This is a genomic window from Streptomyces sp., from assembly GCF_031181555.1.
Lineage (GTDB): Bacteria > Actinomycetota > Actinomycetes > Streptomycetales > Streptomycetaceae > Streptomyces > Streptomyces fimbriatus.
In genome coordinates this window covers 1-13277 of the sequence record NZ_JAPSKQ010000172.1, presented here as the reverse complement: position 1 = coordinate 13277, position 13277 = coordinate 1, and the positions used below count along the sequence as shown (strand labels likewise).

Genomic DNA, 13277 nt, shown 5'->3' with positions numbered 1-13277 from the left:
CCGTCCCGAAGGTCCACTTCGATCAAGCACAAATCCTCCCGCGCCGAAATCTCGAAGCGCGCCGAGAGGCCGCAGACGGCCAGGGCGGCCGATGCCTGCTCTGCAAGTTCCTGTGCTCGCTGCCGGAGCGACTGCATGCGGGCCAGCCTAGCTACGGAGGTCGGTGGAGGCTCGATCTTGTCGCCGGTTGCCTCCCAGACGGGCCGGACGGTTTCCTGCAGGGCAGCGATACGCGCTGAGCGTTCCGCGTCGTAGCCCACTGGACCCGCCTTTCCGGTGTGGCCCGCAGGCTATCGCCAGGGAGGCGGGGTGCGCTGGCCCGTTCAAGCAGCCCGGGCGACGGGTGGACGGAGAGCGAGGGGTCCGTCGTCGCGCAGGGGGCCCATAGGACATCGACACGTCGGCGAGCGAGGGCGGTGACGGCCTGGACGTGCCTGCAGCCCTCGCTCCGCTTCTTCGCGTAGGGGTCGCGGTTGGGGCCTTCGCGGATGATGCGGGTCTGGGCGGACGGATGGAGGACACGGCGGAGGCGTCGGTTGTAGCGCTTGGGGCGGTGGAGGTTGCCGGTGCGGCGTCCGGAGTCACGTGGAACGGGCACGAGACCGGCGGCGGAGGCGAGGCGGCCTTCGTCGGCGTAGGTGCCCAGGTAACCGGCGGCGCCGATGGATTCGGCTCCCATGATGGGGCCCGTGCCCGGCAGGGACTCGATGATGCGGGCCCGGGGGCGGGGGCGGAAGGTCTGCCGGATCTGCCGGCCGGTGTGCTTGAGCCGGTCGTCCAGGGCGAGGATCCGCGTGGCGGTGTCCGCGACGATGCCGGCGGCGACATCCCGGCCCGGCAGCGTGACGTGCCGAGTGCTGGCGGCCTGCAGGGCGGTGAGGGCATCAAGGCCCTGCGCACCTGTCTGGGACACGGTGACCCTGGCTTCACCCTCCGGACGTGCACCCACCTGATGCCGACCAGTGGGACCCGGACCGGGAAGGCCGTGGATGCGGTCGGTCTACCGCAAGGCCCGGAGGCGACCCACGGCCCAGTGACGGCCCCTGCACCCGAGAGGGCCCCCGGCCAACGGGAAACCGCCGGCCGGGGGCCCTCTCGGGTGATCGTGAAACTAGTTCTTCTGGATCTGGTCGAAGGAGAGCTCGACCGGCGTCTCGCGGCCGAAGATCTCCACCAGGCCCTTGACCTTCTTCGAGTCCGGGTTGATCTCGTTGATGGTCGCCTGGAGCGTGGCGAACGGGCCGTCGGTGACGGTGACCGAGTCGCCGACCTCGAAGTCCAGCACCTGGACCTCGACCTTGCGCTGCGGAGCCGGCTTGCCCTCGGCCTCGGCGGCCTCGCGGGCGGCCTTCTCCTCGGCCTCCGGGGCGAGCATCTTGACGATCTCGTCCAGCGTCAGCGGGTACGGGTCGTAGGCGTTGCCCACGAAGCCGGTGACGCCGGGGGTGTTGCGGACGACGCCCCAGGACTCGTTCGTCAGGTCCATGCGGACCAGGACGTAACCCGGGAGCTTGTTCTGCTTGATCGTCTTGCGGTCGCCGTTCTTGATCTGGACGACCTCCTCCTGCGGCACCTCGGCCTGGAAGATGTAGTCCTCGACGTTCAGCGAGACGGCGCGCTGCTCCAGGTTGGTCTTCACCCGGTTCTCGTAGCCCGCGTACGTGTGGATGACGTACCACTCGCCGGGCAGCGTCCGCAGTTCCTCGCGGAGCTTCTCGACCGGGTCGCGGTCGTCCTCCTCGGCCGCTTCCTCGCCCTCGGCGGCGTCCTCGGCCTCGGCGTCCTCGGCCTCGTCCGCGGTGGTGTCGGCAGCCTCGGCCTCCGCGGAGGCCTCGGTGTCCTCGATGTCCGCGCCCGCGACGGCGTCGAGCGCGTCCTCGACGGACTCGGCCCCCTCGCCGCGAGGCTCAACGGCGTCGTTCACGTTCGGGTCAGACACGGTGGCTGCTTCTTCCTGGATACATAGGGGTGGAACATGCGAAAAGGAGCGCCGGATACCTCGGCGCTCTTCGCTCGCGGCTCAGCCGAAGACGTACTTGGCGGCGTGGCCGAGGCCATAGTCGATCAAGGTGATCAGGCCGATCATGATGACCACGAAGATGATCACGGCCGTCGTGTACGACGTCAGCTGATTGCGGGTCGGCCAGACCACCTTGCGGAGTTCCGCCACGATCTGGCGGTAGAAGAGCGCGAGGCGCTTCAGCGGGCCCTTCTTGGCGCGCTTGCCGCCCTTGCGGTTCTTCTTCTTGGAGTCCGGCGCCTCGTCCTGGGCATCAGGCATGTCGATGGAGCCCACGGCGTCCGTCACTCGTCCTCACCTGATTCCGGGTCGTGGCCGTGCCGCGCCCGGTCTGAGCCGCACGGCGGTGCATTGCTGTACGTACATGCGCACACATCCTGGCGAAGGTGTGTGTAGCAGGGCCGGAGGGACTTGAACCCCCAACCGCTGGTTTTGGAGACCAGTGCTCTACCAATTGAGCTACGACCCTTTGTGTGCCCCCCAACGTACCGCATTCCGCCGGGTGCTCGGTGTGCACCGAAGGAGCGCGGGCCGTTGAAGGCCAACGAGGTGAGAGTGTACGTGGTCCTGGGCCGGGCGTCGAACAGAAAGCTCCGGCGGGGAGCCCCGCCGCCGGAAGATCGGCCGAAGACCGACGGAAGACCGCCCTGACCAACCGTTCCCCGGCGGGTCGATCCGGACTGGTGTTCAGGGGTTTGCCCGATCCTGTTCAGTGGGTGAAACCCCCGTGCCGCGTGGGTTTCCGGTCTGAAACGATGGGCCCATGAGCGCTGCAACCCCTCCCACCGAGCGCCGGGTCTCCGCCCGAGTCGGCGCGATCTCCGAGTCCGCCACCCTCGCCGTGGACGCCAAGGCCAAGGCCCTCAAGGCCGCCGGGCGACCGGTGATCGGCTTCGGCGCCGGTGAGCCCGACTTCCCCACCCCGGACTACATCGTCGAGGCCGCGATCGAGGCCTGCAAGAACCCCAAGTTCCACCGCTACACCCCGGCCGGCGGCCTGCCCGAGCTGAAGGCCGCGATCGCCGCGAAGACGCTGCGCGACTCCGGTTACGAGGTGGATCCCGCCCAGGTCCTGGTCACCAACGGTGGCAAGCAGGCCATCTACGAGGCCTTCGCCGCGATCCTCGACCCGGGCGACGAGGTCATCGTGCCCGCGCCGTACTGGACGACGTACCCGGAGTCGATCCGGCTGGCCGGCGGTGTCCCGGTCGAGGTCGTCGCCGACGAGACGACCGGCTACCGCGTGAGCGTGGAGCAGCTCGAGGCCGCCCGTACCGAGAAGACGAAGGTGGTCCTCTTCGTCTCCCCCTCGAACCCGACCGGCGCGGTCTACAGCGCCGAGGACGCCGAGGCGATCGGCCGCTGGGCCGTCGAGCACGGGCTGTGGGTGCTGACCGACGAGATCTACGAGCACCTGGTGTACGGCGACGCGACGTTCACCTCGCTGCCGGCGGTCCTGCCCGAGCTGCGCGACAAGTGCATCGTGGTCAACGGTGTGGCGAAGACGTACGCGATGACCGGCTGGCGCGTGGGGTGGCTCATCGGCCCGAAGGACGTGGTCAAGGCCGCGACCAACCTCCAGTCGCACGCCACGTCCAACGTGTCGAACGTCGCGCAGGCGGCGGCGCTGGCGGCGGTCTCCGGCGACCTGGACGCGGTGGCGGCCATGCGGGAGGCGTTCGACCGGCGCCGTAAGACCATCGTGCGGATGCTGAACGAGATCGACGGCGTGGTCTGCCCGGTGCCCGAGGGCGCCTTCTACGCCTACCCGTCCGTGAAGGCGCTGCTGGGCAAGGAGATCCGGGGCAGGCGGCCGCAGAACTCCGTGGAGCTGGCCGCGCTCATCCTGGAGGAGGCCGAGGTCGCGGTGGTGCCCGGTGAGGCGTTCGGCACGCCGGGGTACCTGCGGCTGTCGTACGCGCTGGGCGACGAGGACCTGGTCGAGGGCGTGAGCCGGATCCAGAAGCTGCTGGCGGAGGCGCGGGACTGACGTTCCGCTCGCGACAGGGGCGCCCGGGGTCCTCCCGGGCGCCCCTGTTCGTTTGTGCGGGCAAGACCACGAAAGGGGAAAAGGCTACCGGGGCGGCCGTGGCATACGGCAACATCCAGGGATGGAGCGTGTACGTGATGTCTCTGAGCTGCCGAAAGCCCATCTTCATCTGCACTTCACCGGGTCGATGCGGCCCACCACCCTGCTGGAGCTGGCCGACAAGTACGGGGTGCGCCTGCCCGAGGCGCTGACCGACGCGCTGACCGGCGGGGAGCCGCCGAGACTGCGGGCCACGGACGAGCGGGGCTGGTTCCGTTTCCAGCGGCTGTACGACGCGGCGCGCTCGTGCCTGCGGGAGCCGGACGACATCCGGCGTCTGGTGCGGGAGGCGGCGGAGGAGGATCTGCGGGACGGCTCGGGCTGGCTGGAGATCCAGGTGGACCCGACGTCGTACGCGCCCCGGCTGGGCGGGCTGATCCCGACGCTGGAGATCATCCTGGACGCGGTGGACGCGGCGATGCGGGACACCGGGATCGGGATTCGGGTGCTGGTGGCAGCCAACCGGATGAAGCATCCGCTGGACGCGCGCACGCTGGCCCGGCTGGCGGTGCGGTACGCGGACCGGGGGGTCATCGGGTTCGGGTTGTCCAACGACGAGCGGCGCGGGATGGCCCGTGACTTCGACCGGGCGTTCGCGATCGCGCGCGAGGGCGGTCTGCTGTCGGCGCCGCACGGCGGAGAGCTGGCGGGGTCCGCTTCGGTGCGGGACTGCCTGGACGACCTCGGGGCGGACCGGATCGGGCACGGGGTGCGGGCGGCGGAGGATCCGCGGCTGCTGCGCCGGCTCGCGGACCGGCAGGTGACGTGCGAGGTGTGCCCGGCGTCGAACGTGGCGCTGGGTGTGTACGAGAAGCCGGGGGACGTGCCGCTGCGGGCGCTGTTCGAGGCGGGCGTGCCGCTGGCGCTGGGCGCGGACGATCCCCTGCTGTTCGGCTCGCGGCTGGCGGCGCAGTACGAGATCGCACGGCTCCACCACGGGTTCACGGACGCCGAGCTGGCGGAGCTGGCCCGGCAGTCGGTGCGGGGGTCGGCGGCGCCGCCGGACGTGAAGGCGAAGCTGCTGGCGGGCGTGGACGCGTGGCTGGCGGCGCCGGTGGAGTGAGACGGGCGGGCCGCGGCCCCTCAGAGGCTGACCCCGACGGTCACCGGCTCGTTGACCAGCGTGACGCCGAAGGCTTCGCGCACACCGGCGACGACCTCGCGGGCGAGCGCCAGCAGGTCCTCGGTGGTCGCGTCGCCCCGGTTGGTGAGGGCGAGGGTGTGCTTGGTGGAGATGCGGGCCGGGCCGGCCCCGTAACCCTTGGTGAAGCCCGCCTTGTCGATCAGCCAGGCCGCGGAGGTCTTGGTGCGTCCCTCCCCCGCCGGGTACGCGGGGGGCTCGGCGTCGGCGCCCAGCCGCTGCTTCACGCGCGCGTGGAAGGCCGCGAACTCCTCGTCCGTGAGGATCGGGTTGGTGAAGAAGGAGCCGGCCGACCAGGTGTCGTGGTCCTCGGGGTCCAGGACCATGCCCTTTCCGGCGCGGAGCTTCAGGACCGTCTCGCGGGCCGCGGGCAGGGGAACGCGATCGCCCGGTTCGACGCCGAGGGCGCGGGCCGTCTCGGCGTACCGGATGGGACCGGAGAGGCCGCCGGCGTCCTCCAGGGCGAAGCGGACGCGCAGGACGACGTAGCGCTCGGGGTCGGCCTTGAAGCGGCTGTGGCGGTAGGAGAAGGCGCACTCCTCGTTCGTGAGGGTGACCGTCTCGCGGGCCCGGCGGTCGTAGGCGACGACCTCGGTGATGGTGGCGGAGACCTCCTGGCCGTACGCGCCGACGTTCTGGATCGGGGTCGCGCCCGCCGAGCCGGGGATGCCGGCCAGGCACTCGATGCCGGCGAGGCCCGCCTCCACGGTGCGGGCGACGGCGTCGGTCCACACCTCCCCGGCCGCGAGTTCCAGCCGCGTGCCGTCCAGGGCGAAGCCCCGGGTGGCGACGAGGAGTGCGGTGCCGTCGAAGCCCTTGTCGCCGATGACCAGGTTCGAGCCGCCGCCGATGACCAGCAGGGGCGTGCCGCTGTCGTCGGCCTCGCGGACGGCGGCGATCACCTCGTCGTCGGTCGTCGCGGTGACCAGCCGGGTGGCGGGGCCGCCCAGCCGGAAGGTGGTCAGCGGGGCGAGGGGGGCGTCGTGGAGTTCCTGCACGCGCTCAAGACTAAGGCCCCCGCCGGGTGGGACCGGCGGGGGCGGGGGCGCGCGTGCGCGCGATGACCCGCACGCGCGCGTGGGCTCGGGTGGCACGCGCGTGTGCGCTCAGGTGAGGCGTCGTACGACCTCGGGCCAGTCGAGGGGGAGGTCGTCGCTCTTCGCCGTCCAGCTGACGAACTTCGCGTCCCGCATCTGCCGGGCGAGGCTCCGGGACGTGGGTCCGTGCGGGCCGGAGCGGGCGAAGGCACCGAGGGCCTTCGGGGACTCCCAGGCGGAGAGGGTCCAGAAGGTCCTCCGCAGCGGCTCCGCCTTCAGGGAGGCCCCGTAGGCGCCGGGGGCCCTGCTCACCTGCCACCACACTCCGGGCGTCTTGAAGAAGAACCGCAGGGCTCCCCAGAGGGTGCGGGTCTCGAAGCGGGAGGCGAAGACGTGCACCTCGGTGTGGGGCGGCGGGGTGTTCGGGACGGTCCAGGGGAGGGTGGGCACGGCCGGGCTCCTTTCTCACGGGTGGGTGATCGGGACGTTCAGGAGGCCTTTTCCAGGACGGGCCCGGCCGTGCGGACGGCCGGGGGCTCGCCGGGGCGGGTGGGCCTGCGGCCCGGTATGAAGAGGGTGGCGATTCCCGCGAGGGCGACCGCCGCGGAACCCGTGACCAGTGCCGGACGCATGCCGTCGACGAACGACCGGGCGGACTCGTAACCGCCCTGGGCCGAGAAGATCGACGCCATGATCGCGACGCCGAGGGCGCCGCCCACCTCGCGCAGGGCGTTGTTGGCGCCGGAGGCGATGCCCTGCTCCTTCGGCCGGACGCTGGACATCACCAGGTTGGAGGCCGGGGCGAAGAACAGGGCCATGCCGACGCCGCTGATGACCAGGGCGGGCAGCTGGGAGGCGTAGGAGGCTTCGGCGGTCGCCACCACGGCCAGGTGACCGAGGCCGAGGGCCTGCAGGAAGAGCCCGGCGGCGACGACCGGACGGCCGCCGATGCGGTCGGAGAGGATGCCGGCGATCGGGGCGACGAGCATCGGCATACCGGTCCAGGGCAGCATCCGCAGGCCGGCCTCGGTGGGCGAGTAGCCGAGCACGCCCTGCATGTACTGGCTGAGCAGGAAGATCGAGCCGAACATGCCGAGGAACATCAGCAGGCTCGCCGCGTTGATGCCGGAGAAGGCCCGGGAGCGGAACAGCCGCATCGGCAGCATGGGGTTCCTGGCGCGGATGCTGTGGCGGACGAAGCCGGCGAGCAGCGCCGACCCGGCGAACAGGGCGGTCAGGACGGCGGTGCCGGTCCAGCCGTCGACGGGGCCGCGGACCAGTCCGTAGACGATGCCGAACAGACCGCCGCTGGCGAGCAGGGTGCCGAGCAGGTCGAGCGGGGCGCCGGTGCCGTGGGACTCGGCGAGGCGCAGGCGGGCGAGCGGGATGAGGAGCAGGCCCAGCGGGACGTTCAGCCAGAAGATCCACTGCCAGGAGATGTGCTCGGTGAGGCTGCCGCCGACGAGCGGTCCGGAGGCCACGGCGAGTCCGTTGACGGCGCCCCAGATGCCGTAGGCCATCCCGCGGCGCGCCTCGGGCACGGCGGCCGTCAGCAGGGTGAGGGTGAGGGGCATCATGACCGCGGCTCCGGCGCCCTGGACCGCGCGGGCGGCGATGAGGGAGTCGATGCCGGGGGCCATGGCCGCGGCGGCGGACGCGCCGGTGAAGACGGCGAGACCGGCGATGAAGAGCCGGCGGCGGCCGAAGCGGTCGCCGAGGGCCGCGCCGAACATCAGCAGGACGGCGAAGGTGAGCGTGTAGGCGCTCACGGTCCATTCGAGGTCGTGCAGAGCCCCTCCCAGGTCCTCGCGGATGGAGGGCAGGGCGGTGGTGACGACGAGGTTGTCGAGGGCCGCCATGAATCCGGCGACGCTGGTGATGACGAGCGCCCAGGCGGCTGATCCGCGGCCCGCGGTCTGTTGTGGCATCGCTCCCCCAGGAGATGACTTCTTCGGTTAGTTATTGCTGACTAACTTTCTTGGGCAAGAAAAGACCCACCGCATCGCCCGCCCCCCGTCAGTCCTCCGACGGACCCTCGGGCCGCGCCGACGGGTAGAGCCCTTCCCAGATCCGGTGCTCCGGCGGGAACCCCATGGCCGTCACGCAGTTGATGAGCATGCCGTACGCCATGAAGGTCGTCGTCTCGCTGACGTCGGCCCCCAGGGCGAGGTGGACGGCGTCCCACAGCCGCAGCCAGCCGGCGCGCACCGACGCGCCGAACTCGTGGTCGCCCTCCTGCTCCGCGGCGGCCACGGCGAGATACGTCTGCATCTGCATCATCAGCATCTCGGGGCGTTCCGCGATGGTCCTCGTGTAAGCGTTCGCCATGGCGTGCAGGGCCTCTTCGCCCTCCAGACCCTCGGCGGCCTCCGTGAACATGCGGATGACGTCCTGGGTGCAGCGCTCCGACGCCGCCAGGAAGATGGCCTTCTTGCCCGGGAAGAGCCGGAAGAGGTACGGCTGCGAGACACCGACCCGCTTCGCGATCGCGTCGGTCGACGTGCCGTGATAGCCACCACGCGCGAACTCGGCGGTCGCCGCGCGGATGACGCTCTCGCGCCTCTCCTCTGCGCTCATCCTGACCATGCCGTAAAGTTAGTACTCAATCACTAACTACGTCAAGGGGGATCCCGGGCCTCCATCGCGGCCTTCCCGCGCGGGAGAGGCGCAAGGGGCGCCTCCCCGCGGAGAACGCCCCTTGCGTCATGCATTTCTTCCGGCCCGCGTCAGGCCAGCCGCACGACCGCCCGCGACATCCCCAGCACCTTCTGCCCGGCGCTGGTCACCGTGAGGTCCACGCGGACCGTGTTGTCGTCGAGCTTGGCCGCGACCTTGCCGCTGACCTCGATGGTGGCGCCCTGCTCGTCGTTCGGGACGACGACCGGCTTGGTGAAGCGGACGCCGTACTCCACGACCGCGCCCGGATCCCCGGCCCAGTCGGTCACCACGCGGATCGCCTCGGCCATGGTGAACATGCCGTGCGCGATGACGTCGGGCAGACCGACCTCCTTGGCGAACTTCTCGTTCCAGTGGATGGGGTTGAAGTCGCCCGAGGCGCCCGCGTACTGGACGAGGGTCGCCCGGGTCACGGGGAACGTCTGCGCCGGCAGCTCGGTGCCGACCTCGACGTCGGCGTAGGAGATCTTCGCCGTCATGGTGTTGCTCACGCCTCCTCGGCCGCGCGGGCCACCAGCTTGGTCCAGGCGGTCACGACGTGCTCGCCGGCCTCGTCGTGCACCTCGCCGCGGATGTCCAGTATGTCGTTGCCGGCCATCGACTTGACCGACTCGATGGTCGAGGTGACCGTGAGCCGGTCACCGGCCCGCACCGGACGGACGTAGGCGAACTTCTGGTCGCCGTGCACCACCCGGCTGTAGTCCAGTCCGAGCCGGGGGTCGGTGATGACCTGCCCGGCGGCCTTGAAAGTGATGGCGAACACAAAGGTCGGCGGAGCGATCACATCGGGGTGGCCGAGCGCCTTGGCGGCCTCCGCGTCCGTGTACGCCGGATGGGGGTCCCCCACTGCCTCGGCGAACTCACGGATCTTCTCCCGGCCCACCTCGTAGGGCTCGGTGGGCGGGTAGGTCCGCCCCACGAAGGACTGGTCGAGCGCCATGCGCGCGGCACCTCCTGTGTCTGGTGTCATGAACCGGCGGTGAACACGACGGATACGGGCCGGCCGGTGAGGGAAACGACGCGAGGCCGCCCCCTGCTGCGGGGACGGCCTCGTGTACGAGCCTGATTTATCGCGTTTCGCGGTGCGCGGTGTGCGCGTTGCAACGCGGGCAGTGCTTCTTCATTTCAAGACGATCCGGGTTGTTACGCCGGTTCTTCTTGGTGATGTAGTTCCGCTCCTTGCACTCCACGCAGGCCAGCGTGATCTTCGGGCGGACGTCGGTGGCAGCCACGTGAGTGCTCCTAAGACGAACGGATGGACTGTTTAACGCAAGAAGAGTAGCCGATCGAAGGACCGACCCCGCAATCGGCTACTGAGAGTAGCGGTGACCGGACTTGAACCGGTGACACAGCGATTATGAGCCGCTTGCTCTACCGACTGAGCTACACCGCTGCGATGCGATCGGGCCCCGCCTCGCGGCGGGAACCTCACACACCAGAGCCCCAAAACGGAATCGAACCGTTGACCTTCTCCTTACCATGGAGACGCTCTGCCGACTGAGCTATTGGGGCGAGCGATGAAGACATTACACGGTCCGCGGCCGTTCGCCCAAATCCGTTTCGGACCCCTGTCGCGCACCGCCCCCCGTCCCTCCCACCGGTCACACGGTGCACGCCCGGCGCGCACCGCGCGTCCGGCGGGCCACGCCGGTACGACTATTGCGCTCCTCCCGGCGAGGGGCGGGCCGCCATCCTAGGCTCGGATCACTCTGCGTGATCTTGTCTCAGCGTGCTGCACCCCTCCGCGCGCAGCCCGAGCCCCAGGAGCGCGATGCCCGACAGCCGGCCGCAGCCACCGCCCCACCCGCCGTCCTCGTCGTCGTTCTCGGGTCCGGTCGACCCGGCCCCGCTCCTGCTGTGCGGCGCGCGGCTCACCGACGGGCGGACCGTGGACGTGCGGCTGGGCGGCGGGCGCATCGAGGCGGTGGGTACGGCCGGCAGCCTGGTGGCGGACGGCACGCGCGCGTGCGGCACCCGGGTCGACCTCACCGGTTACCTGCTCCTGCCGGCCCCGGCCGAGCCGCACGCCCACGCCGACACGGCCCTGTCCGCCGACGCCGGCGGTCCCGTCTCGTACGCCCCCCAGGACGTCCGGCGCCGGACGGCGGAGGCCGCGCTGCTCCAGCTCGGGCACGGGGCGACGGCACTGCGGGCCCATGTGCGCGTGGGTGACGTGGCCGGGCTCGGCGCGCTGACCGCCGTGCTGCAGGCGCGGCGTTCGCTGCGCGGGCTGGCCGACCTGACGACGGTGGCCATGCCCCGGGTGCTGACCGGGGCGGCCGGGGCGGACGGCCTCGCGGTGCTGCGGGACGCGGTGAAGATGGGCGCGTCCGTGGTGGGCGGCTGTCCGGACCTCGACCCCGATCCCACGGGGTACGTGGAGGCGCTCCTGGAGGTCGCCTCCGAGCACGGCTGCCCCGTCGACCTGCACACGGACGCCTCCGATCCCGCCCGTCTGGCCCGGTTCGCGGCGATGGCCGGCGGGCTGCGGCCGGGGGTGGTCCTGGGCCCGTGCGGCGGCCTCGCCCGGCTTCCCGCCGAGGTCGCCGCACGGACCGCGGACCGGCTCGCGGCGAACGGGGTGACGGTGGTGTGCCTCCCGCAGGGCGGCTGCGGCGGCGTCGACCGCCGGGGCACGCCCCCGGTGCGGCTGCTGCGCTCGGCGGGCGTGCGGGTGGCCGCCGGGAGCGGTGCCCTGCGGGACGTGTCGAACCCCGTGGGCCGCGGCGATCCGCTGGAGGCGGCGTACCTGCTGGCCTCACGCCACGGACTGCCCGTCGAGGACGCCTACGACGCGGTGAGCGCGTCCGCGCGGGCCGCCCTGGGACTGCCCGAGGTGCGCGTGGAGGCGGGTTTCCCGGCCGAACTGCTGGCCGTACGCGGCGACCGGCTCTCCGGGGCGCTGTCGCTGGCGTACAGCCGCATCGTGGTGCATCGGGGGCGCGTGGTGGCGCGGACGAGTGCGGTGCGGGAGTACTGCGGTTCGGCGGCGGTGGGGGATCCGGGGCTGCCGCGGCAGGGGCGGGGCGGGGCGCCCTGAGGCTGCCGCGGCCGGCCGGGGCGAGGGCGTCGGCGTCCGGAGGGGGCGAGGGGCGTCGGGGGCGGGCCGCCGGGATCGTGGGAGTCGTGCGGCGGATGCGGTCGTCCCGGCGTACGGTCGGAAGCATGCGCATTGTCATCGCTGGTGGTCATGGTCAGATCGCGCTGCGCCTTGAGCGGCTGCTCGTGGCGCGCGGGGACGAGGCGGCGGGGATCATCCGCAAGCCCGAACAGGCCGACGAGCTGCGGCAGCTGGGCGCCGAGCCGATCGTGCTCGATCTGGAGTCGGCTTCGGTGGAGGAGGTCGCGGAGCGGCTGACGGGCGCGGACGCGGCGGTGTTCGCGGCGGGTGCGGGTCCGGGCAGCGGGACGGAACGCAAGGAGACGGTGGACAAGGCTGCTGCGGTCCTCTTCGCCGACGCGGCGGTCCGCGCGGGCGTACGGCGTTTCGTGATCGTGTCGTCCATGGGCGCGGACCCGGCGCACGAGGGGGACGATGTCTTCGACGTGTACCTGCGCGCCAAGGGCGAGGCGGACGCGTACGTACGCGGCCTGGACGCGCTGGACTGGACGATCCTGCGCCCCGGTCAGCTCACCGACGACGCCGGCACCGGCCTGGTCCGCCTGGAGGCCCACACGGGCCGCGGGCCGATTCCGCGCGACGACGTGGCCGCCGTCCTGGCGGAGCTGGTGGACACCCCCGCGACGGCCGGCCTGACCCTGGAGCTGATCAGCGGACCCGCGCCGGTGTCGGTGGCGGTGAAGTCGGTGGCGGGCAACTGAGCGGGGACTCCGACGGCCCGCGGACCGTCGGGCCGCCCGGAACGGCACGGGAACCGGAACAGCCCTGGAAGCCTCAGAAGAGGGGCATCTGTCCCGGGAATTCCGGCACCGCGTAACCGTCCAGCGCGGGCTGTTCCGCACCCGGCTGGGCCCGCCTGCGCGACCCCGGACACGAGGTCAGCTCCCCGCTCCCCCGCGCGCCGGGCGGATCGTGGCGCGCGTACCGCCCGGCGACGACGGCGATCTCGCGACGGCACTCGGGGCAGGGTCTGCGACGGGACGACATGGAGCCAGTGTGCCCCGGGGCCTCCACCCGGGGCACGAAGAAGAAGGCGCACATGAAGAAACCCCCTCCGTCCTGCGTTTCCGCAGTTCGGAGGGGGTCTTCCCCAGTGTGGCGGCGCCAGGATTCGAACCTGGGAAGGCTGAGCCGGCAGATTTACAGTCTGCTCCCTTTGGCCGCTCGGGCACACCGCCGGGTTTGCTGCCGTC

16 protein-coding genes and 4 tRNA genes are annotated in these 13277 nt (G+C 71.6%); 4 read left to right on the top strand and 16 right to left on the bottom strand.

What is annotated here, in order from left to right:
* From RIM90_RS26400 to RIM90_RS26380, 5 genes are all read right to left on the bottom strand, one after another.
* Positions 1–260, bottom strand: a 260-nt coding sequence (locus tag RIM90_RS26400; protein ID WP_309063252.1) for a hypothetical protein, incomplete at its 3' end; no start/stop codon positions are given.
* Complete coding sequence (locus tag RIM90_RS31625) at positions 152–679, bottom strand: transposase (RefSeq protein WP_375165559.1); 528 nt, start codon at positions 677–679, stop codon at positions 152–154. The genes RIM90_RS31625 and RIM90_RS26400, both read right to left, overlap by 109 nt.
* 432 nt (positions 680–1111) lie before the next feature.
* Positions 1112–1939 carry a transcription termination/antitermination protein NusG gene (gene nusG, locus RIM90_RS26390; protein ID WP_309063251.1) on the bottom strand — a complete coding sequence of 276 codons (828 nt, stop codon included), beginning with the start codon at positions 1937–1939 and terminating at the stop codon, positions 1112–1114.
* 81 nt (positions 1940–2020) lie between these two features.
* Positions 2021–2308 carry a preprotein translocase subunit SecE gene (gene secE / locus RIM90_RS26385; protein WP_309063250.1) on the bottom strand — a complete coding sequence of 96 codons (288 nt, stop codon included), beginning with the start codon at positions 2306–2308 and terminating at the stop codon, positions 2021–2023.
* Between the two features lie 108 nt (positions 2309–2416).
* A tRNA-Trp gene (locus RIM90_RS26380) sits at positions 2417–2489 on the bottom strand.
* 294 nt (positions 2490–2783) lie between these two features.
* Here RIM90_RS26380 and RIM90_RS26375 point away from each other — a divergent pair.
* The gene (locus RIM90_RS26375) at positions 2784–4010 is read left to right on the top strand and encodes a pyridoxal phosphate-dependent aminotransferase (protein WP_309063249.1); all 1227 of its coding nucleotides are present in this window, start codon (positions 2784–2786) and stop codon (positions 4008–4010) included.
* Between the two features lie 121 nt (positions 4011–4131).
* Entirely contained in the window at positions 4132–5172 is a 1041-nt protein-coding gene (locus RIM90_RS26370) for an adenosine deaminase (RefSeq protein ID WP_309063248.1), read from the top strand.
* A 20-nt stretch (positions 5173–5192) separates the two neighbouring features.
* Here RIM90_RS26370 and RIM90_RS26365 read toward each other — a convergent pair whose 3' ends face one another.
* The 9 genes from RIM90_RS26365 to RIM90_RS26325 form a co-directional block, all read right to left on the bottom strand.
* The gene (locus RIM90_RS26365) at positions 5193–6248 is read right to left on the bottom strand and encodes a UDP-N-acetylmuramate dehydrogenase (protein ID WP_309063247.1); all 1056 of its coding nucleotides are present in this window, start codon (positions 6246–6248) and stop codon (positions 5193–5195) included.
* 108 nt (positions 6249–6356) lie between these two features.
* A complete protein-coding gene (locus tag RIM90_RS26360) occupies positions 6357–6737 on the bottom strand; it encodes a DUF3291 domain-containing protein (RefSeq protein ID WP_309063246.1) in 381 nt (126 codons plus the stop codon).
* A gap of 38 nt (positions 6738–6775) precedes the next feature.
* Positions 6776–8215: an MFS transporter gene (locus RIM90_RS26355; protein ID WP_309063245.1), complete on the bottom strand. Its 1440-nt coding sequence runs from the start codon at positions 8213–8215 to the stop codon at positions 6776–6778.
* A gap of 88 nt (positions 8216–8303) precedes the next feature.
* Positions 8304–8873 (bottom strand): helix-turn-helix domain-containing protein, encoded by a 570-nt coding sequence (locus RIM90_RS26350; protein ID WP_309063244.1) that lies wholly within the window; start codon positions 8871–8873, stop codon positions 8304–8306.
* Between the two features lie 140 nt (positions 8874–9013).
* On the bottom strand, positions 9014–9442 hold the full coding sequence (locus RIM90_RS26345) for a MaoC family dehydratase (protein ID WP_309063253.1): 429 nt from the start codon (positions 9440–9442) through the stop codon (positions 9014–9016).
* Between the two features lie 8 nt (positions 9443–9450).
* Positions 9451–9903, bottom strand: a complete 453-nt coding sequence (locus tag RIM90_RS26340) for a MaoC family dehydratase N-terminal domain-containing protein (protein ID WP_309063243.1) — start codon at positions 9901–9903, stop codon at positions 9451–9453.
* 127 nt (positions 9904–10030) lie between these two features.
* Entirely contained in the window at positions 10031–10195 is a 165-nt protein-coding gene (rpmG, locus tag RIM90_RS26335) for a 50S ribosomal protein L33 (RefSeq protein ID WP_003948671.1), read from the bottom strand.
* An 88-nt stretch (positions 10196–10283) separates the two neighbouring features.
* Positions 10284–10356, bottom strand: a tRNA-Met gene (locus RIM90_RS26330).
* 46 nt (positions 10357–10402) lie between these two features.
* Positions 10403–10475, bottom strand: a tRNA-Thr gene (locus RIM90_RS26325).
* Between the two features lie 259 nt (positions 10476–10734).
* Here RIM90_RS26325 and RIM90_RS26320 point away from each other — a divergent pair.
* Together RIM90_RS26320 and RIM90_RS26315 are read left to right on the top strand one after the other, a co-directional pair.
* Positions 10735–12003 carry an amidohydrolase family protein gene (locus RIM90_RS26320; protein ID WP_309063242.1) on the top strand — a complete coding sequence of 423 codons (1269 nt, stop codon included), beginning with the start codon at positions 10735–10737 and terminating at the stop codon, positions 12001–12003.
* Between the two features lie 125 nt (positions 12004–12128).
* Complete coding sequence (locus RIM90_RS26315) at positions 12129–12785, top strand: NAD(P)H-binding protein (protein ID WP_309063241.1); 657 nt, start codon at positions 12129–12131, stop codon at positions 12783–12785.
* A gap of 73 nt (positions 12786–12858) precedes the next feature.
* Here the strand turns inward: RIM90_RS26315 and RIM90_RS26310 are convergent, their stop codons facing one another.
* The gene (locus tag RIM90_RS26310) at positions 12859–13071 is read right to left on the bottom strand and encodes a hypothetical protein (protein ID WP_309063240.1); all 213 of its coding nucleotides are present in this window, start codon (positions 13069–13071) and stop codon (positions 12859–12861) included.
* 109 nt (positions 13072–13180) lie between these two features.
* A tRNA-Tyr gene (locus tag RIM90_RS26305) sits at positions 13181–13262 on the bottom strand.
* Positions 13263–13277 lie beyond the last annotated feature (15 nt).

Coding starts and splice junctions, on each gene's coding strand:
- RIM90_RS31625 (WP_375165559.1), bottom strand. CDS start 679: ATGGGAGCCGAATCCATCGGCGCCGCCGGTTACCTGGGCACCTACGCC.
- RIM90_RS26375 (WP_309063249.1), top strand. CDS start 2,784: ATGAGCGCTGCAACCCCTCCCACCGAGCGCCGGGTCTCCGCCCGAGTC.
- RIM90_RS26370 (WP_309063248.1), top strand. CDS start 4,132: ATGGAGCGTGTACGTGATGTCTCTGAGCTGCCGAAAGCCCATCTTCAT.
- RIM90_RS26355 (WP_309063245.1), bottom strand. CDS start 8,215: ATGCCACAACAGACCGCGGGCCGCGGATCAGCCGCCTGGGCGCTCGTC.
- RIM90_RS26350 (WP_309063244.1), bottom strand. CDS start 8,873: ATGGTCAGGATGAGCGCAGAGGAGAGGCGCGAGAGCGTCATCCGCGCG.
- RIM90_RS26345 (WP_309063253.1), bottom strand. CDS start 9,442: ATGACGGCGAAGATCTCCTACGCCGACGTCGAGGTCGGCACCGAGCTG.
- RIM90_RS26340 (WP_309063243.1), bottom strand. CDS start 9,903: ATGGCGCTCGACCAGTCCTTCGTGGGGCGGACCTACCCGCCCACCGAG.
- RIM90_RS26320 (WP_309063242.1), top strand. CDS start 10,735: ATGCCCGACAGCCGGCCGCAGCCACCGCCCCACCCGCCGTCCTCGTCG.
- RIM90_RS26315 (WP_309063241.1), top strand. CDS start 12,129: ATGCGCATTGTCATCGCTGGTGGTCATGGTCAGATCGCGCTGCGCCTT.
- RIM90_RS26310 (WP_309063240.1), bottom strand. CDS start 13,071: ATGTCGTCCCGTCGCAGACCCTGCCCCGAGTGCCGTCGCGAGATCGCC.